16 protein-coding genes and 5 tRNA genes are annotated in these 19,281 nt (G+C 42.8%); 19 read left to right on the plus strand and 2 right to left on the minus strand.

The annotated features are described in order from the left end of the window. Positions 1–155: 155 nt before the first annotated feature. Entirely contained in the window at positions 156–1,355 is a 1,200-nt protein-coding gene (locus R8P61_02150; GenBank protein ID MDW3645849.1) for a pyridoxal phosphate-dependent aminotransferase, read from the minus strand. Between the two features lie 497 nt (positions 1,356–1,852). Here R8P61_02150 and R8P61_02155 point away from each other — a divergent pair, with 497 nt between their 5' ends. Beyond that, a complete protein-coding gene (locus tag R8P61_02155) occupies positions 1,853–2,722 on the plus strand; it encodes a UbiA-like polyprenyltransferase (GenBank protein ID MDW3645850.1) in 870 nt (289 codons plus the stop codon). Positions 2,723–2,937: 215 nt separating this feature from the next. Then, on the plus strand, positions 2,938–5,916 hold the full coding sequence (locus R8P61_02160; GenBank protein ID MDW3645851.1) for a glycoside hydrolase family 3 N-terminal domain-containing protein: 2,979 nt from the start codon (positions 2,938–2,940) through the stop codon (positions 5,914–5,916). A 12-nt stretch (positions 5,917–5,928) separates the two neighbouring features. On the opposite strand, the gene R8P61_02165 is transcribed toward R8P61_02160, so the two are convergent. Beyond that, positions 5,929–6,621: a zinc metallopeptidase gene (locus R8P61_02165; GenBank protein ID MDW3645852.1), complete on the minus strand. Its 693-nt coding sequence runs from the start codon at positions 6,619–6,621 to the stop codon at positions 5,929–5,931. 416 nt (positions 6,622–7,037) lie between these two features. Here R8P61_02165 and R8P61_02170 point away from each other — a divergent pair, with 416 nt between their 5' ends. The 17 genes from R8P61_02170 (at position 7,038) to rpoB (ending at position 19,261) form a co-directional block, all read left to right on the plus strand. After that, positions 7,038–8,171, plus strand: a complete 1,134-nt coding sequence (locus R8P61_02170) for a hypothetical protein (protein MDW3645853.1) — start codon at positions 7,038–7,040, stop codon at positions 8,169–8,171. A 363-nt stretch (positions 8,172–8,534) separates the two neighbouring features. Next, a complete protein-coding gene (locus R8P61_02175; GenBank protein MDW3645854.1) occupies positions 8,535–9,014 on the plus strand; it encodes an Lrp/AsnC ligand binding domain-containing protein in 480 nt (159 codons plus the stop codon). Positions 9,015–9,111: 97 nt separating this feature from the next. Continuing rightward, positions 9,112–9,786, plus strand: coding sequence for a tRNA (guanosine(37)-N1)-methyltransferase TrmD (gene trmD / locus R8P61_02180; GenBank protein MDW3645855.1), 675 nt, complete (start codon positions 9,112–9,114; stop codon positions 9,784–9,786). A gap of 70 nt (positions 9,787–9,856) precedes the next feature. After that, a complete protein-coding gene (gene rplS, locus R8P61_02185) occupies positions 9,857–10,204 on the plus strand; it encodes a 50S ribosomal protein L19 (GenBank protein ID MDW3645856.1) in 348 nt (115 codons plus the stop codon). 146 nt (positions 10,205–10,350) lie between these two features. Then, a tRNA-Thr gene (locus R8P61_02190) sits at positions 10,351–10,424 on the plus strand. A 55-nt stretch (positions 10,425–10,479) separates the two neighbouring features. Further along, positions 10,480–10,561 (plus strand) — tRNA-Tyr (locus R8P61_02195). 78 nt (positions 10,562–10,639) lie between these two features. After that, positions 10,640–10,712: transfer RNA gene (locus tag R8P61_02200), tRNA-Gly, on the plus strand. 71 nt (positions 10,713–10,783) lie between these two features. Then, a tRNA-Thr gene (locus tag R8P61_02205) sits at positions 10,784–10,856 on the plus strand. Between the two features lie 47 nt (positions 10,857–10,903). Further along, positions 10,904–12,091: an elongation factor Tu gene (gene tuf, locus R8P61_02210; protein MDW3645857.1), complete on the plus strand. Its 1,188-nt coding sequence runs from the start codon at positions 10,904–10,906 to the stop codon at positions 12,089–12,091. 100 nt (positions 12,092–12,191) lie between these two features. After that, positions 12,192–12,264: transfer RNA gene (locus R8P61_02215), tRNA-Trp, on the plus strand. A 13-nt stretch (positions 12,265–12,277) separates the two neighbouring features. Further along, a complete protein-coding gene (gene secE / locus R8P61_02220; GenBank protein MDW3645858.1) occupies positions 12,278–12,472 on the plus strand; it encodes a preprotein translocase subunit SecE in 195 nt (64 codons plus the stop codon). Between the two features lie 15 nt (positions 12,473–12,487). Continuing rightward, positions 12,488–13,030 (plus strand): transcription termination/antitermination protein NusG, encoded by a 543-nt coding sequence (nusG, locus tag R8P61_02225; GenBank protein MDW3645859.1) that lies wholly within the window; start codon positions 12,488–12,490, stop codon positions 13,028–13,030. A 97-nt stretch (positions 13,031–13,127) separates the two neighbouring features. Next, on the plus strand, positions 13,128–13,580 hold the full coding sequence (rplK, locus tag R8P61_02230; protein ID MDW3645860.1) for a 50S ribosomal protein L11: 453 nt from the start codon (positions 13,128–13,130) through the stop codon (positions 13,578–13,580). Then, positions 13,580–14,278, plus strand: a complete 699-nt coding sequence (gene rplA, locus R8P61_02235; protein MDW3645861.1) for a 50S ribosomal protein L1 — start codon at positions 13,580–13,582, stop codon at positions 14,276–14,278. Before rplK ends, rplA begins: the two co-directional genes overlap by 1 nt. 6 nt (positions 14,279–14,284) lie before the next feature. Continuing rightward, positions 14,285–14,812: a 50S ribosomal protein L10 gene (gene rplJ / locus R8P61_02240; protein MDW3645862.1), complete on the plus strand. Its 528-nt coding sequence runs from the start codon at positions 14,285–14,287 to the stop codon at positions 14,810–14,812. A gap of 109 nt (positions 14,813–14,921) precedes the next feature. Continuing rightward, complete coding sequence (rplL, locus tag R8P61_02245; protein ID MDW3645863.1) at positions 14,922–15,302, plus strand: 50S ribosomal protein L7/L12; 381 nt, start codon at positions 14,922–14,924, stop codon at positions 15,300–15,302. A gap of 155 nt (positions 15,303–15,457) precedes the next feature. Next, the gene (rpoB, locus tag R8P61_02250; GenBank protein MDW3645864.1) at positions 15,458–19,261 is read left to right on the plus strand and encodes a DNA-directed RNA polymerase subunit beta; all 3,804 of its coding nucleotides are present in this window, start codon (positions 15,458–15,460) and stop codon (positions 19,259–19,261) included. Positions 19,262–19,281 lie beyond the last annotated feature (20 nt).

Here is a 19,281-nt window from a genome sequence, read left to right on the forward strand (position 1 = left end):
GTGCTGCAAGCCAGGCGCGATTCAAGCTTCGAGATGAGCGGAGGCCAAGCTTTAATCCAGGCTAAAATCAAGAAATAAAAAATGGAGAAGTGTCAATGCTTACAAAAGCTACACTTCTCCATTCCTTGTTCTTTGCTCTTACATCTGCCTTCCCACTAATTCGTCCTGCCGGGATAGACCTCCAGCGCCTTTTTCAAAGCAGCGACTGCTTTTACCAGATCAGATTCTTGCAAGACATAAGCCATACGAACCTCGTCTTTTCCTCTACCTGCTGTTGAATAAAAGCCAGAACCCGGAGCCATCATAACTGTAGCGCCCTCGTGGCTAAATTCCTCTAACATCCACTGGCAAAATTTCTCAGAATCATCTATGGGCAAACGAACCATCGCATAAAAAGCACCATTTACCTCAGGCACATAAACGCCTTCGATTTTTCTCAAGTGCTCAAGCAGGGTATTTCTTCTGGCTACATATTCTACTACCACTTCCTCATAAAAGCTGGGAGGCAGGTCGTACATGGCTGCAGCACCTATTTGCCCTAAGGCAGGTGAGCACAGACGGGCCTGACAAAATTTCAAGGCTGCATTTCTAAAGCTTTTGTTTCGAGACACAATGCATCCAATACGAGCACCACATGCAGAGAAACGCTTGGAAACGGAATCTGTAACGATGGCATTTTCTTCCAGACCTTCAAGACCCAAAATAGAGTGATGCTTTAGATTGTCGTAAGCAAATTCACGATAAACCTCATCTGCAATCAGGTAGAGATTGTGCTTTTTGACAATTTCTCCCAATTTTTCCAGAGATTCTTTGGGATACATCACGCCGGTAGGATTTCCGGGATTGCAGATCAGGATGCCTTTGGTTCTTTCTGTAATCAGGGCTTCAAAAGCTTCCATAGGAGGAAGCGAAAAATTGTCTTCTATATCCGTTTGAATCGGGACTATATTGATATCCGAGAAAACAGAGAAGCCATTATAATTGGCATAGAAAGGCTCTGGCACAATCAATTCATCACCGGGATTGAAGCAGGTGCTGAATACAAAACTCAGGGCTTCCGAAGCTCCCGTGGTAACTAAAACCTCTTGATCATTGATCGGATAGCCCAATCGGCTATAATAGCTGGCAATTTTCTCCCTGAGGGGCAGAATGCCTTCCGAATGAGTATAGGCAAGTACTTCTGGATTGGCTTGCTCTATGGCTTCGAAAAAGGAACGCGGAGTTTTTATGTCCGGCTGTCCAATATTCAAATGATAAACGTGGGTGCCTCTGCTTTTGGCTGCATCAGCATAAGGTACAAGCTTCCGGATGGGAGAAGCTGGAATTTCTTTGGCTCGGGTGGAAAGTTGGGGCATTTTATTCAAATTTTTTTGATCCGAATTTTGCCGCCAAAGGTACGAAAACCCCCTAGGTTAAAAAGCGATTGGATAGATTTTTTTAGCCTGTAAAACGCTTTCCTATTTTACCAGAGTCTCGAAAGTCTCCAGGATACGGTCCAAATCTGAGAGCATGGAATGGCTATAAATCCTACCTTTAGGCATCGTTTTTATAGAAACTCCCTCTTTACAATTGGAGAGACAAGCAGATTGCTTGGCAATTACACTTTGATCCAGTCCCCGCTTTTTCAGCTCTGATTGAATTTCAGCAAGTAATTCATCTCCACCTTTGTCGCTGCAACAGCCACCACCACACATCTTAGCCTTATGGCTAGTGCATACTAAAATATAATTTTTCACTTAGTCTCTTTGATATATATGAAATTCAATATATAAACTTTCATCCAATAATTTTGTTTTATATTTAAGATGAAAAATTGCAATTCCTGTAATTTTTCTGTGATACAACAGGAAGAATGAAAAAATACCTTTCTCTCATAAAGTTTGCACATACCATTTTTGCGCTCCCATTTGCCCTATTGGGGCTTTTTCTGGGCTTTCAATTTATGCAGGCCAATAATATGGAACCAGATAAACCTTACTGGCAATCTCTTTTACTGGTGGTATTATGTATGATTTTCGCCAGAAGTGCTGCAATGGCTTTCAATCGTTATTCGGACAGAGACATAGATGCCAAGAATGATCGTACCCAAACCCGTGAGATTCCGGCAGGGATCATAACCCCGCAGAATGCACTTTTGTTTGTGGGATTGAATTCGATTTTTTTCGTCCTTACTACCTGGTTTATCAATCCTCTTTGTTTCTATCTCTCTCCAGTAGCCTTGATGGTTGTTTTGGGCTATTCCATGACGAAGAGATTTACAGCGCTTTGCCACTTGATTTTAGGCCTGGGACTTGCATTGGCACCTGTGGGAGCCTTTTTAGCAGTAACGGCTCAATTTCAATGGGAACCCATCATTTTGGGAATAGCGGTGCTGAGCTGGGTAAGTGGATTTGATATCATTTATGCTTTGCAGGATGAAGAATTTGACCGTCAGCATGCGCTCAATAGCATACCCGCCTGGCTAGGTAAGAATAAAGCACTCCTGGTGAGTACTTTTCTGCATTTCTTCTGTGCTTCGATGATCATACTTTTTGGCATTATGACTAGTGCAGGATGGTTGTTCTGGGTGGGCGCCCTTGCCTTTCTTTTTCTCCTCGGCTATCAGCACCATTTGGTCAAACCCAATGACCTTTCTAAAGTGGATTTAGCCTTTTTTACTACCAATGGGATCGCTTCTGTGATCTTTGCAAGTTTTGCCATAGGGGAACTTCTGATTCGCTAAAAGCGTCATTAATTAGACCTTTTTCGGAGAAAGTAGCATATTTATTTAGTCTGGTTTGAGATTTGTACCCAAATCTTGCGTATACCTAAAATATATGCGCAATTGGCTTTTTTCTTTTGCGTGATTAAGTGTATTTTGGAAATAGATAATAAATTATATTCTGGCTGTATTATCCAGATTGAGCAATAAATTCTTTTGATCCTATGTTCGGGAATGTGAGTCGCCTTTTATGTTGTTTGATCTTCCTTTGTGTGTGTATTTCTGCGGGGGGAAATCCTGATGCCGAATCAGGGGTAGAAGATTGGGTGGAGACAAAACTCTCCGATATGACGCTGGAAGAGAAAATCGGCCAGCTTTTCATGGTTACCACCTATTCCAATCAGGACGAAAAAGATTATAAATATATCGAGTCTCTGATCTTGCGCCATAAAATTGGTGGCCTGATCTTCATGCAAGGGAGTCCGGATAAACAGGTAGAGTTGATCAATCGCTATCAATCCCTGTCAGACATTCCTTTGATGATTTCGATGGATGCCGAATGGGGCCTTTCCATGCGTCTAAAACAAACCCGCGCATATCCCCGCAACATGACCCTGGGAGCAATCAAGAATGATTCTTTACTCTACCTGATGGGAAAGCAAATGGCCAAGGAAATGCGTAGGGTAGGGGTGCATGTAAACTTTGCTCCGGTAGTAGATGTAAATAATAATGCCAATAATCCGGTTATCAATTTCCGATCCTTTGGAGAGAATCGTTATCGGGTGGCAAGGAAGGGCATCATGATTTCAAATGGGATGCAGGATGAAGGCGTAATTGCCTGTGCGAAACATTTTCCCGGGCATGGAGATACAGAAGTGGACTCCCATTATGATTTACCTATCATCAATCATAGCCTCCAAAGACTGGATTCTATAGAGTTATACCCTTTCAGTAAATTGATCAATTCCGGAGTGAAATCAGTCATGGTTTCTCATTTGTATATACCCAGTCTTGATACGAGCAAAAATGTAGGAGCTTCCCTTTCGCCCAAAATCATCAAAGGCCTGCTCAGAGAGAAAATGGGCTATGATGGTCTGGTCTTTACAGACGCCCTGAATATGAAAGGGGTTACCAAATATTATCCTACGGGAGAGGTTTCTCTGAAAGCCTTAATGGCAGGAAATGATTTTTTACTTTCACCTGTGGATGTTCCTAAAGCCATTCGGACCATTGGGATAGCAGTGAGCAGTGGAAAAATTACGGAAGCGGAGTTGGATGTACATGTCGCTCGAATTCTCAAAGCAAAAAAAGAGTTGGGACTGACTCAGGCGAAACCTATTTCCCGAAAAAACCTGATCGATGATCTCAATACTTCTGAAGCAAAAATTCTCAGAAAGAAATTATATGAAGCTGCGATTACCATTGCCAGAAATGAAGGTGGGGTATTGCCATTGCAAAGATTAGAAGGAAAAAAGATTGCATACGTACAGATTGGAGGAAAGCGTGGAAACTCCTTTGACAATGGTCTGAAAAAATATGCAGAAATCAGTCCTTTTTATATTTCCGCTGCCGCAAGTTCTGCCGAGCAGCAACGTTTGATGAATGTATTGGAGGAATTCAATACCGTGATCATTGGTGTGCGGAATATGAGTCAGCGAGCTTCTCGCAATTTTGGGGTAAGTCGGGGCGCGCAAGATTTGGTAAGAGAAATCTCAAACTCAGGAAAGACCAGTATCGTTACCGTTTTTGGCAATCCTTATGCACTCAAAAACTTCGGAAGTGAAAATGCTACCGTTGTCGCCTATGAACAAAGCAGTGAAACAGGCCAGGCAGCAGCTGCAGCTATTTTCGGGGGAATAAAAGTAAGCGGACGATTGCCGGTTACGGCATCCAATCGTTTTAAAGAAGGTCAGGGGTTTGAAATCAAAAATCCTACCCGCTTTGGTTTTTCCAGCCCGGAGGAACAGGGAATGGATAGCAGATACTTCCCCAAAATAGATTCTATCGCTCAGCACTATATTAAAAGAGGAGCCATGCCGGGTTGTGCGATTCTGGTAATGCGAGGTTCAGATGTGGTATATGAAAAAGCCTTTGGGAGAATGGAATATGGTAGTCGCTCCGAGACAATAGATCCCTATCTCCATACCTATGATTTAGCCTCAGTTACAAAAATTGCAGCGACGACCTTGAGTATCATGAAATTGGTTGAGCAAGGGAAACTGGATTTGGATAAACCTATTGTACAGTATTTACCTGATTTGAAAGGCTCCAATAAGGAAAAACTCACCATTCGAAGACTTTTACAGCATAATGCAGGTTTACCGAGTTGGGCTCCTTTATATAAAGAGACTTTTTCCAATCCTGCAAAGAAAACCCTGGACCGGAAATTCTATACTTCAGTTCCTCCCAGATCAGGAGGAAGTCAGATATCTACTCGTCTGTATGCTACCGATTTTCTTGCTCCCTGGCTCTGGAAAAAACTGGAGGACCTGGAGGTGAGAAATACACGCTCGGTTCGCTATAGCGATATTGGATTGATTTATTTGGCAAAAATTGTCGAGAAGGTTAGTGGGAAAAGCCTGGATCAGTTTGCTGCGCAAGAATTTTATGAGCCATTGGGGATGAATAAAACCCTCTTCAATCCCGGTAGCCAACACAAGGGATCCTATTGTCCACCAACCGAAATCGATAATTATTTCCGGAATTCCTTGATCAAGGGCCATGTGCACGATCCTACTGCAGCTATGATGGGAGGAGTAGCCGGTCATGCAGGTCTTTTTTCAAATGTATATGATATGGGCAAGCTGATGTTGATGATGAAAAATGGAGGAGTTTATGGAGGTCAGCAATTTCTGAGGAAAGGCACCATATCTGAGTTTACCAAAAAACAACTGAATTATAGTCGTAAGGGCCTGGGTTGGGATAAACCCGAAATGCGCCCAAATCGAACCAATCCTGTTTCAGAAAATACTTCGGAAAGATCCTTTGGGCATACCGGCTTTACAGGCACAAGTGTTTGGGTTGATCCACGCTACGATCTGGTATTTGTCTTCCTTTCCAATAGAACTTATCCCTACGCCCATCAACGGAAACTTTTGATGCGGGACAATGTAAGGGTAATAATTATGGACCAGCTGTACGAATCCATTTTTGCATATAAAGCAGAAAAAGGAAGCCGACCCCTCTTTTTCATAGGGCCGGCTACACTCAATTAATGTTTATATTTTTTATCTACGCGCTCTCATAAAAATGGAGAGGTAGTAGATTAAATAGGCCAATTGTGTCAAAGCGGCAACAACATAGGTCATAGCAGCCCACCTCAGGCCCTGTACGGCCTTCTCATGTTCTTCTCCCTGTGTCAATCCAGTATCTTCCAACCAGGCCAGCGCTCTTTTGCTGGCATCAAATTCTACAGGCAGGGTAATAAGGCTGAATAGGGTAGAGGCTGCAAAGAGCACCAAACCTACTGTTGCCACTAATCCCCCTATCTGCATGGCTCCCTGCATCATTCCGATTCCTATAGCAATTGCCAAAGGACCAAAGCGGGAAGAAATGCTCACTACAGGTACAATCGCAGAACGGAATTTGAGGAAAGTATAAGAGGTAGCATGTTGAACCGCATGTCCAACCTCATGGGCGGCTACTGCTGCGGCAGTTACATTTCTTTCATCATAAACGGCCTGGCTAAGGTTGACGGTTTTATTAGCAGGATTGTAATGGTCTGTCAACATGCCTCGGGTAGAAATCACCTGCACATCATGGATCCCATTATCTCGCAACATTCGTTCGGCAATTTCTTTTCCAGATAATCCTGATCGGGTTTGTACCCGCGAAATCTTTTTCATGACCGATTGGAATCTTTGCCTTACCAGCCAGCTGATCAGCGTAACCAATCCGCCTATAAGTATGAATGAATTCATTTGCTATGTTTTTTCTTTTTGATCCCAATCAATTTACAAAGTCACCTTCTTTTAGCCATAAATAAGTCGAATAATTCCCAATCCCGGATCATTGTAGGCAGGAAGATGGGGAATTTAGGATTTGGCAAAAATGAAGGAGTGTGCTAAAGTATAGTAATTTGTATATTCGTATTTATTGGGCCTTTTTGCTTTCAAATTTTCATTTTTTTGCAAACATTTGAGTTAAATAAGAAATATTTAAGTTTTTCGTAAAAAAATTGAAAGACTTCTTAATTAATATTTTTGTTTATTTTGTTTAACATATGTATTGATATAGGAAGTTTTTATTAAACAAAACAAATTTTTTGTTTAATTTTTTGGAATTTTAAATGAAATGCGGGATTTAGGATTATTTTGCTAAATTAGGCCACGAATATTTGATACTACTTAACGCAGCTTCTTCAAGTATGGCTCGAAATATCTTTGGATCCACCAAAGTTGCCTCTCAAGGCAACCTGTACCACTACTACCTCCCGAAAGGAATTGTTAATCTACAAATTACTCACTCTCCTACTGGATTTTCTGTAGAATTGGCGAGTCCCTCTGTTGACTTACTTCCTGATCCGGATCACAATTACTTTCTCCGCTACACACCCAATGCATTTACACATGATGAAATCCAGGTGAGCTTTAGCCCTCAGGGTTTCCTCAAACATGTAAAAACAAGTATTGAGGATCAAAGAGGAGAATTTATATCTAAAGTCACGGATTTGGCTAGTTCTATAGCCCAGGTAGCAGTTGCACCTGTGAGTACGAGGTCTGTAGATACGATAATTTTGCATAGTGGTCCCTTTGATCCCTTTAATGAGGCTGAGGTAAAGGAGCTACAAGCAAAAATGAAGGAAGTAGACAAGAGTTCCAGTTTCGAGATCAAGGAATTGGGAGCTGTTGAGCAAGGACCTCAGGATGGTGGACAGAGCGCAGAAGGAGGTTTGGGTATTTATTATCGTCCCCTCAGCACCTTTAGTATGACACTGAATGGGAGCAAAGGAAATAGCAGAACTTTATTACGGCTGCCGCATCCTCATAGGGTACATTTTATAGAGATTCCTATTGCTGCCTGGGTGAAAACAGATTTTGAGATCCAGTTTGAAGAAGGAGGCTATCCCTCAAATATTCACATATCTAAACCGAGTACAGCCCTGGCGATGATCCAGGTTCCTATAAATATAGTGGCAGCGATACTTCGCTTGCCAGGAGAACTTTTCAAATTCCGTATTGATCTTAATTCCGCCAAACAAAATTCCCTGATCAGAGAGCAGGAGTTGCGGGAACAAATGGTAGAATTAGAAAAGAGGCAGGATCAATTTGCTGCAGCACAAAGAGTTGAGGCGGGAACCGCAAGCCGAGGACTTTTTGACTGGGTATTTAGAAAGAAAGAAAGTGCAGCTCCAGCTCCTGCGGCACCATCCGGAAATGTAAGCCTGCCTTCTGATCTGGATGATCAAATGAAGAAAATGAGACAAGATATAGATGTGATTCGCCGCAGGGTGAATAGCATGGATAAATAGCCTTTTAAAGGTGCTAGTTCTTTAACAAAAAAATCCTTCCCGAAACAGGAAGGATCTCTTTGGAAAATGCTGTAGGGGAAGGATTCGAACCTTCACGAGGAGGTTAGTCTACCGAAGCAGATTTATTCCAAGTCCCCACCCCCGAGACAAGAGGGCATGGCTGCCAATTTCATCACCCTACAGTATGTGATTTTTGCAAAATCTGGAAAAGAACTGTCTTTTATTCCTTTGCTTAATGGTACACTACAAAGGTAAAGGACCTTAAATAAAAATCAAAATTTTTTAACAAAAACTTATTATTTTTGTAAATATTTAAAAATTTGATCCAATTTTTTAACAAAACATTAAAATCGATAGATAAAAATGCCCGCGAATTTAGAAATTGATAAACTTGACTTGCAGATTTTATCCATTTTGATGCAGAATGCGCAGACACCTTATACAGAAATTGCAAATCGCCTGGCTGTTTCTGGAGGAACCGTGCATGTCCGCATGAAAAAATTACTGAAAGAGGGCATCGTAAAAGGTTCACACCTGGAAATAGATGCCAGTAAACTGGGGTATGACATTTGTGCCTTTGTTGGGATGTTTCTGGAGAAAGGTTCCTTATATAATCGTATCGTCAAACAGCTACAGGAAATCCCGGAAATAACGGAGATTCACTATACGACAGGTCGCTACGGTATTTTCCTGAAAATCGTAAGTCAGAATACCCGGGAACTCCGCAGTATTCTCAATGATAAGGTGCAGCCCATAGAAGGGATCCAGCGTACCGAAACCTTTATCTCCCTGGAAGAAAGTATGAAGAGGCCAATCAAGATCTTTAGAGAGGACGAAGCCTGATCCTTTATTTCTCCCTGATCTTATGTAATTTTGGCCCTTTATTTAGTCCGCCTTTAAGCAGGCTAAGCTAAGCATTGATCTTTCTTTCCAAATTATCATGCGCATAGATATTATTTCTTGTGTTCCTCAGTTGTTGACGAGTCCCTTATCGCATAGCATTTTGCAAAGGGCTCAGGATAAGGGATTGTTGGAAGTACATGTACACGATCTGCGGGATTATTCAGAAAATAAGCATAGGCAGGTAGATGACTATCCGTTTGGAGGGGGCGCGGGCATGGTATTGCAGGTGGAGCCAGTCGCCAATTGTATTAGAGCCTTGCAGAAAGAACGTAGGTATGATGAGGTAATATTTCTCACGCCAGATGGGGAAACCTTTAAGCAGACACATGCCAACCAACTCTCAATGAAAGAGAATCTCATACTCTTGGCTGGCCATTATAAAGGATTGGATCAGCGAGCAAGGGACCTTTTTGTTAGCCGGGAAATCTCTATTGGAGACTATGTGTTGTCAGGAGGAGAGCTTCCGGCACTGGTTTTGACAGATGCAATAGGACGATTATTGCCAGGAGTATTAGGGGATGAATGTTCGGCTTTGTCCGACTCATTTCAGGATGATATACTGGATGCGCCCGTCTACACCCGGCCTGCCAGCTTCGAAGGACATGAGGTACCAGAAATTTTGCGTTCTGGGCATCGGGCAAAAATCGCCGAATGGAGAGAAGAACAGGCCTATTTAAAGACAAAAAAGCGGAGACCAGATTTACTTGAATAAAAAAGTGGAAAGATGTTTGGTCGAATGAGAATAAAGTTCTAATTTTGCCCTCCGTCAAAATAAAAAAGACATGGAAGAGCTTATTAGCCTCGTGCAGGCCCCACATAAGAAAGAAGATATTCCTGAGTTCAAATCAGGTGATACATTAAGTGTATACGTACGGATTCGTGAAGGGGATAAAGAGCGTGTTCAGCTCTTTAAAGGAGTATGTATCCAGAGAAAAGGAGAAGGTGCTACTGAAACCTTTACTGTCAGAAAAATTTCTGGTGGAATTGGAGTAGAGAGAATCTTCCCGGTTCATTCTCCGAGTCTCGACAGGATCGAAGTACTTAGAAGAGGAAAGGTTCGTAGAGCCAGACTTTTCTACTTAAGAGATAAGATCGGTAAGCGCGCCAGGATCAAGGAGTTGAAGAAGTAAATTCTTCGCTCGGAATGAGCCTTTCGCAGGTATTTTTCAGGGATAAAAAACTTTGAAAAAATATTCGCCCAAGGCTTTGTATTCTGTGCTTACTTTTCTACCTTTGCAAGACTTTTTTGCGAAGGTCGTTTTTTGAAGAAAAATTTGCCGGTATAGCTCAGTTGGCCAGAGCAGCTGATTTGTAATCAGCGGGTCGGCGGTTCGAATCCGTCTACCGGCTCAGATAAAATCGAAATTATCTGGCTATCAATGAGTTAGCGCTGGTTTTGATTTCTGGGGAGATACCGAAGCGGTCAAACGGGGCAGACTGTAAATCTGTTGGCTCAGCCTTCGTAGGTTCGAATCCTGCTCTCCCCACCGGTTCTTTACATATTAAGATTTTTAGAGAGTGGTTCTTTTTCGGAAGAACTTACCTCTGAGAACTAATCAAATTAAGCGGGAGTAGCTCAGTTGGTAGAGCATTAGCCTTCCAAGCTAAGGGTCGCGGGTTCGAATCTCGTCTCCCGCTCAATGTAAGTTCGATTACTGGATGGAACTGTCAAAGAGCATAACGCTTATTTATCCAAAACGAACTTCTTTGCCAATGTAGCTCAGCTGGTAGAGCACTTCCATGGTAAGGAAGGGGTCACCGGTTCGAGTCCGGTCATTGGCTCACTCTATTATTTATTACGAGACAAATATTTTTAGAAACATTTAAAGATGGCAAAGGAAACATTCCAACGTACCAAGCCGCACGTGAACATTGGCACAATCGGGCACGTGGATCACGGCAAAACCACGCTCACCGCTGCTATTACCACCGTGCTTGCAAAAGCCGGTAATGTTGAGGTGAAAAGCTTTGACGAGATTGACAACGCTCCTGAAGAAAAAGAGCGTGGTATTACTATTAATACCTCTCACGTAGAGTATGAGACTGTAAATCGTCACTATGCGCACGTTGACTGTCCTGGTCACGCCGACTATGTGAAAAACATGGTAACTGGTGCTGCTCAGATGGACGGTGCGATATTGGTTGTTGCCGCGACGGATGGTCCTATGCCTCAAACTCGTGAGCACATCCTGCTTGCTCGTCAGGTTGGTGTACCTCAGCTGGTTGTATTCATGAACAAAGTTGACCTCGTTGACGACGAAGAGTTGTTGGAGCTGGTTGAACTTGAGATTCGTGATCTCTTGAGCGCTTACGATTTCGCAGGTGATGATATTCCTGTAATTCAGGGTTCTGCTTTGGGTGGTCTTGACGGACAGCCTGAGTGGGAAGCTAAAATCCTTGAGTTGATGGAAAATGTTGATAGCTTTATCCCAACTCCTAAAAGGGATACTGAAAAAGACTTCCTGATGCCTGTAGAGGACGTGTTCTCTATCACAGGTCGTGGTACTGTTGCAACGGGTCGTATCGAAACCGGTGTAATCAACAGTGGTGATCCTGTAGACATCATTGGTCTTGATGCAGAGAAGCTTTCTTCTACTGTTACTGGTGTGGAGATGTTCCGTAAGATCCTCGACAGAGGAGAAGCTGGTGATAACGTAGGATTGTTGCTTCGTGGTATTGAGAAAACTTCCATCAAGCGTGGAATGGTTATCATTAAGCCTGGTTCTGTAACTCCTCATAGCAAGTTCAAAGCTGAGGTTTACGTACTGAGCAAAGACGAAGGTGGTCGCCACACTCCATTCTTTACCAACTACCGTCCTCAGTTCTACTTCCGTACAACTGACGTAACTGGAGTAGTTTCTCTTGGTGATGGAGTTGATATGGTAATGCCTGGTGATAACACTACAGTAACTGTAGAGCTTATCTACCCAGTTGCAATGACTAAAGGTCTTCGTTTCGCGATTCGTGAAGGTGGTCGTACCATCGGTGCGGGTCAGGTTACTGAGATCCTCGAATAAGATAAATTCATTTCCGGACTCCCTTTTGGGGAGTTCGGAAAATACTTTATATAAATCACACATTGATTCGCAAATTCATTTGCGATATATGTGTTTAAAAACGGGTGTAGCTCAATTGGTAGAGCGACGGTCTCCAAAACCGTAGGCTGAGGGTTCAAGTCCTTCCGCCCGTGCAAATAAACTGTTATGGAAAGATTAAGGGAAGGGTTTAAAGAGTATTTAGATGAACTGCTGTATAAAGTGCAGTGGCCTTCTTTAGACGAATTGCAAAGTAGTACCGTTACTGTACTCATTACCTCTCTTCTGATTGCATTGGCGATCTTCATTATGGATTTGGCCTTTCAGAATGGTATGTCCATCGTTTATAGTTTTTCTAACTAAAAAACCAAAGAAGAGATGGCAAAAGAGTGGTATGTACTGCGCGCAATAAGCGGTAAAGAAAAAAAGGTAAAGCAATACCTGGAAAGTGAAATTGATCGCCTGGAACTAGGCGAAGTCATTCCTCAGGTGCTTATCCCTACTGAAAAAGTTTTCGAGATGCGCAACGGAAAGAAGAAACTCCGTGAGCGCACTTTTTTGCCAGGGTATATCCTGTTGGAATGTGATCTCTCAGCAGAAATCATTTCAATGATGAAGGAAATACCCAATGTTATTGGCTTCCTTGGAGGCAGAAAAGGGGGAGATCCTGAACCCTTGAGGGTTGAAGAAGTGAACAAGATTCTGGGTAAGGTGGATGAGATGAATGAGAAAGGAGAAGTGCCCGAGGAACCATTCATCAAAGGTGAACCTGTGAAAGTAATGGCTGGTCCATTCAACGGATTTACAGGCGTCATTGATGAGATTTATGAAGATAAGAAGAAACTGAAAGTGGTTGTAAAGATCTTTGGTCGTAACACACCTATAGAGCTAAACTACTTCCAGGTAGAAAAAGAATATTAATGGTTGAATTCTTGAATTCTTGAATGACCGTAAGGTTGCTTCCCATTCTTATACAATTCCTGAATTCGATAAACTCAACTTTCAATCATTTAATTAGATGGCTAAGCAGATAGAGACCTATGTGAAGCTGCAGGTAAGGGGTGGCCAAGCCAGCCCGGCTCCTCCCATTGGTCCAGCACTTGGTTCAAAAGGATTGAACATCATGGAGTTCTGTAAGCGTTTCAACGCTGTATCGCAGGACAAAATGGGTCAGGTCCTTCCAGTGGTGATCACTGTTTACGTAGATAAGTCATTTGATTTTGTAGTAAAAACACCTCCAGCGGCTGTATTGTTGTTGGAAGCTGCAAAACTCAAAAAAGGTTCACCTGAACCCAACCGTAACAAGGTGGGTAAGGTTAGCTGGGATGACTGTAAACGGATCGCAGAAACCAAAATGCAGGATTTGAATGCCTTTACTATTGAATCAGGCATGAGGATGATAGCAGGAACAGCAAGAAGCATGGGTCTAACCGTCCAGGGAACACCACCCTGGGAAGAAAATCAGGAATAATCATGGCGCTTACAAAAAATCATAAAAAAGCACTCGAGGCTGTAGATGCTGAAAAGTATTACAACCTTGAAGAAGCTGCCGATCTCGTGAAGAAGGTAGCTTATGCTAAATTTGACGAGTCCGTCGAGCTGCACTGTCGTTTAGGGGTTGACCCCAGACAGGCAAATCAGATGGTTCGGGGCGTCGCGACCCTGCCACATGGAACCGGTAAGGAAGTAACTGTATTGGTACTGACTACCCCTGACAAAGAGGCTGAGGCCACTGAAGCAGGAGCTGACTTTGTAGGTTTGGATGAATACATCCAAAAAATTCAAGGAGGCTGGACAGATGTGGATGTAATCATTTGTTCTCCGGACGTTATGGCCAAAGTTGGTAGACTCGGACGTGTATTGGGACCTAGAGGATTGATGCCTAACCCCAAAAGCGGTACCGTAACACCAAATGTTGGCAATGCAGTGAAAGAAGTGAAAGCTGGTAAAATTGACTTCAAAGTTGATAAGACCGGAATTATTCACGTGTCAGTAGGTAAAGTTTCCTTTACTCCTGAGCAGATATATCAAAATACGCTGGAAATGCTCCAGACTCTTGAGCGTCTGAAACCATCAGGAATCAAAGGGATTTACTTCAAATCCATTAGCATGGCTTCTACGATGGGGCCAGGTGTGAAAATTGATAAGTCTAGTGTGCCCGGAATTTAATGTATCATGACGAAAGAACAGAAAATTCAATTAGTTAAAGACCTCACGGAGAAGTTTCAGGAGTATCCTAACTTCTACATCACTGAGGCAGGCGGGCTCACAGTATCAGAGACAAATCAACTTAGAGCCTTGTGCTATGAGAAGGGAATTCCCCTTCAGATGGTAAAGAATACCTTGGTAAAGAAAGCACTCGAAAATCTTGAAGGAGACTATTCTGAAGTCTTTGATGTACTGAAAGAACCTTCTTCTATCTTTTTCGCAGGTGTAGAGAATCCAAGCGTACCGGCAAAATTGATCAATGAGTTTAGAAAGAAAAATGAGAAGCCTCTTCTAAAAGCAGCAGTTATTGATACTTCTGTCTTCAAAGGAGATGATCAACTCAAAGCACTTGCTGAACTCAAGTCTAAGGACGAACTGATCGGAGAAGTTATCGGATTGCTACAAAGCCCAGCGAAAAATGTTATCTCTGCGCTTAAGTCTAGCGGCGGTACTCTTGCAGGACTCCTCAAGACCCTTTCCGAAAGGGAAGAGTAAGATTTATACGCCGTGGCTAAGCTTCCATCGGATTACCGAATTGCCCGGCACATTATTTTGAAGTTATTTTTTTTGACATAAGACATTTACACTAAACGGCATTTTAAAAATGGCAGATTTGAAAGCATTCGCAGAGCAGCTGGTTAACCTGACGGTAAAAGAAGTTAACGAACTAGCTGACATATTAAAAGAAGAATACGGCATTGAGCCTGCAGCTGCTGCAGTTGCAGTAGCTGGACCCGCAGGAGGTGGAGAAGGTGGAGAAGAAGGCGGTGGCCAAACTGAGTTTGATGTAATGCTCATCAGCCCAGGTGGCGCTAAGCTCAACGTTGTAAAAGCAGTTAAAGCTATTACAGGTCTAGGCCTGAAAGAAGCTAAAGGAGTAGTTGATTCAGCTCCTACTGCTGTTAAGGAGAAAGTTTCTAAAGAAGAAGCTGAATCCGTTAAAGCTCAATTAGAAGAAGCTGGTGCTGAGGTAGAGCTGAAGTAAATAAACCATTTGATGGGTTATTTAAGTTCTACCCATAGAATAGACCTGATTCTTGTAGTCAGGTCTATTTCTCCATGTTTTTATATGATATGACCATGATTCGCAATATCCAAGCAGTAAAATTTGTGTCTTCAACCCACTAAACCGATAGCAATTTGAGTAGCACAAAGCAGCCGAAACGGATTTCCTTCTCCCAGATAAACAAGGTGATCGACTATCCGGATTTTCTTGAAGTACAACTCCGTTCATTTCAAGAATTTTTGCAAGTTGATACCCCACCAGACAAAAGAAGAGAAGAAGGACTGTTCAAGGTATTTAAAGAAAATTTCCCGATTACCGATGCGCGGGAAAACTTTGTTCTTGAGTTTTTGGACTATTACATTGATCCTCCCAGATATTCTTTATCAGAATGTAAGGCGAGAGGTCTTACTCATTCCGTAGCACTCAAAGCAAAGCTCTTTCTCTACTGTACAGACCCTGAGAATGAAGACTTTGAACCGGTTACCCAGGAAGTTTACTTAGGTAATATTCCTTATATGACCGGAAAAGGTACCTTCATTATCAATGGGGCTGAAAGAGTAGTAGTAAGTCAGCTGCATCGTTCCCCCGGTGTGTTCTTTGGCCAGTCATTCCATGCAAATGGTACAAAGTTGTACTCTGCCCGTATCATTCCTTTCAAAGGATCATGGGTAGAATTCTCAACTGATGTAAATAATGTCATGTACGCATACATCGACCGTAAGAAGAAATTCCCGGTCACAACTCTGATGCGTGCAATCGGATATAGCTCCGATAAAGACATCCTTGAGATTTTCGGCCTCGCAGAAGAGGTGAAGATCAATAAGGCGAGTGTAAAGAAAAGTATCGGAAGAAAGTTAGCCGCCAGGATCTTGAGAACCTGGACGGAAGACTTTGTTGATGAAGATACAGGTGAAGTAGTATCTATTACCAGAAATGAAGTACTCTTCGAAAGGGATCATGTGATCGCTAAAGAAGATTATGAAGACATTCTTGATTCTGGGGTAGCTTCTATGATCCTGGTTGCAAGTGATGCTAGTGCCGCTGAGTACTCCATCATTTACAACACCCTCCAAAAAGATAATTCTAACTCCATGTCTGAGGCAGTTGACCTCATCTATCGCCAGCTGAGAAATGCTGAGCCGCCAGATGAAGAAACGGCTCGTGGAGTAATTGATAAATTGTTCTTTAGCGATAAGCGTTATGACCTCGGAGAAGTAGGTCGCTATCGTTTGAACAAAAAATTGCACGGAGTATTTGAAGAAGACAGTCAGGTACTGACCAAGCAGGACATCATCAAAATTGTTGAATTCCTGGTTGAGCTTCAAAACAGTAAAATGAATGTGGACGACATTGACCACTTGAGCAATCGTCGTATCCGTACTGTTGGGGAGCAATTGTACTCTCAGTTTAGTGTAGGTCTCGCTCGTATGGCGCGTACCATTCGTGAAAGAATGAACATTCGCGACAATGAGATCTTTACTCCGGCAGACCTGATCAATGCAAGGACACTTTCCAGTGTTATTAACTCCTTCTTTGGAACCAACCAGTTGAGCCAGTTTCTGGATCAAACGAACCCACTCTCTGAGCTTACTCACAAAAGAAGAGTATCAGCTTTGGGACCAGGGGGACTTTCTCGTGAAAGAGCCGGTTTCGAAGTAAGGGACGTTCACTATACTCACTACGGGCGTCTTTGTCCGATTGAGACTCCGGAAGGTCCAAACATTGGATTGATCTCTTCTCTTTGTACCTATGCCAAAATCAACGATATGGGATTCATAGAAACCCCATATAGAAAAGTTGAAGAAGGGGTAGTTTCGCCTAATGCGACTTACCTGAGTGCAGAAGAAGAAGACCAAATCATTATCGCACAGTCAAATGCGCCGATTACAGAGGATGGGAAATTCATGAATCCCAAAGTCAAAGCCCGTAAAATGGGTGACTTCCCGGTAGTTGAGCCTAATGACGTAGCATATATGGACGTTGCGCCCAACCAAATCGTGAGTGTGGCTGCATCTCTGATTCCATTTCTGGAAAATGATGATGCAAACCGTGCCTTGATGGGATCAAACATGCAACGTCAGGCAGTACCTCTCCTCAAACCGGAAGCACCTATTGTAGGTACAGGTATTGAGGAAAAAGTAGCCCTGGACTCTCGCTCCATGATGAAAGCAGAGGGCAAAGGGGTTATCGAGTATGTGGATGGAAGTAAAATTGTTATTAACTATGATCGCTCTGCTATTGACGATCTTGTTAGCTTCAATTCTAATGTAGTTACCTACATGCTTCCCAAATTCTCCAGAACCAACCAAAACACTTGTATCAACCTTCGTCCGGTTGTAAAAGTGGGAGATAAGGTTGAAGCTGGAGATGTGGTTGCAGATGGATACGCAACAGAAGATGGCGAATTGGCACTCGGTAAGAACCTCCTGGTGGCCTTCATGCCCTGGCAGGGATATAACTTTGAGGATGCCATCGTAATTTCTGAGCGTGTAGTTGCTGAGGATGTTTATACATCTCTACACATCGAGGAGTTTGAATTGCAGGTTAGAGATACCAAGCGAGGGGAAGAAGAACTTACCCGTGAGATTCCTAACGTAAGTGAAGATGCGATCAAACATTTGGATGAAAATGGATTGATCCGTGTTGGAGCTGAAGTAAATCCTGGCGACATCCTGATTGGTAAGATTACTCCTAAGGGAGAATCTGATCCTACTCCAGAAGAAAAACTGCTGCGTGCAATCTTTGGAGACAAAGCGGGAGACGTAAAAGATGCATCTCTCCGTGTACCTCCTTCTATTGCTGGGGTAGTTATTGATAAAAAACTTTTCTCTAAAGAAAAGAAAGAAAGCAAAGCGAAAGCTCGTGATAAGAAGCTCCTTCAAGGATTGGAAGAGCGCTACAATAACGAGCTCATGGAGTTGAATAACACCATGGTTTCCAAGCTTCTCGGACTCTTAGGAGATCATAAATCAAAAGGAGTTAAGAATAAGTTCAACGAAGAAGTTATTCCTAGTGGAAAGAAATTCACGGAAAAAGGACTTTCTTCTCTCATCTTCCTGGATATCGTCCCAACCGGATGGACAGGAGATGATGATCTTAACAAGAATATCGAGCACCTCTTCAGAAATCATAAGCGTCGTTATGACCTGATTGAAGGTAGCTTCAGAAGAGAAGAGTATCAGATCCGTGTTGGAGATGAGCTTCCTTCCGGTATTTTGAAACTCGCCAAGGTTTATGTTGCCAAAAAACGTAAACTGAAAGTAGGTGATAAAATGGCTGGGCGCCACGGAAACAAAGGGGTAGTATCTCGTATTGTTCCTGTGGAAGATATGCCATTCTTGCCAGATGGAACTCCAGTTGATATCGTACTCAACCCGCTTGGTGTACCTTCCCGTATGAACCTGGGACAGGTATATGAAACCATTTTGGGATGGGCCGGTAAAAAACTAGGCGTAAAATTTGCTACACCTATCTTTGATGGTGCGAGTGTCGAAGATGTTAACAAGTATATCAAAAAGGCAAAATTACCCGATTATGGGGTTGCTCAGCTGATCAATGGTCAGACTGGAGAGGACTTCAGTGAGAAAACTACCGTGGGTATTATCTACATGCTGAAACTGATTCACTTGGTTGACGATAAGATGCACTCCCGTTCCATCGGACCATACTCGCTCATTACGCAGCAGCCTCTGGGTGGTAAAGCTCAGTTTGGTGGTCAGCGTTTTGGTGAGATGGAAGTATGGGCCCTGGAGGCCTTTGGTGCAGCTCACATCTTGAGAGAGATGCTGACTGTCAAGTCGGATGATGTGATAGGTCGTGCGAAAGTGTACGAATCTATCGTGAAAGGTGATGTATTGCCTTACCCGGGTATCCCTGAATCATTCAACGTATTGATTCATGAGCTTCGTGGTCTGGCTCTAGAGGTAACATTAGACTAATTGTTTGAAAATTAATTATT

The organism is Bacteroidia bacterium, assembly GCA_033391075.1.
Lineage (GTDB): Bacteria > Bacteroidota > Bacteroidia > J057 > J057 > JAWPMV01.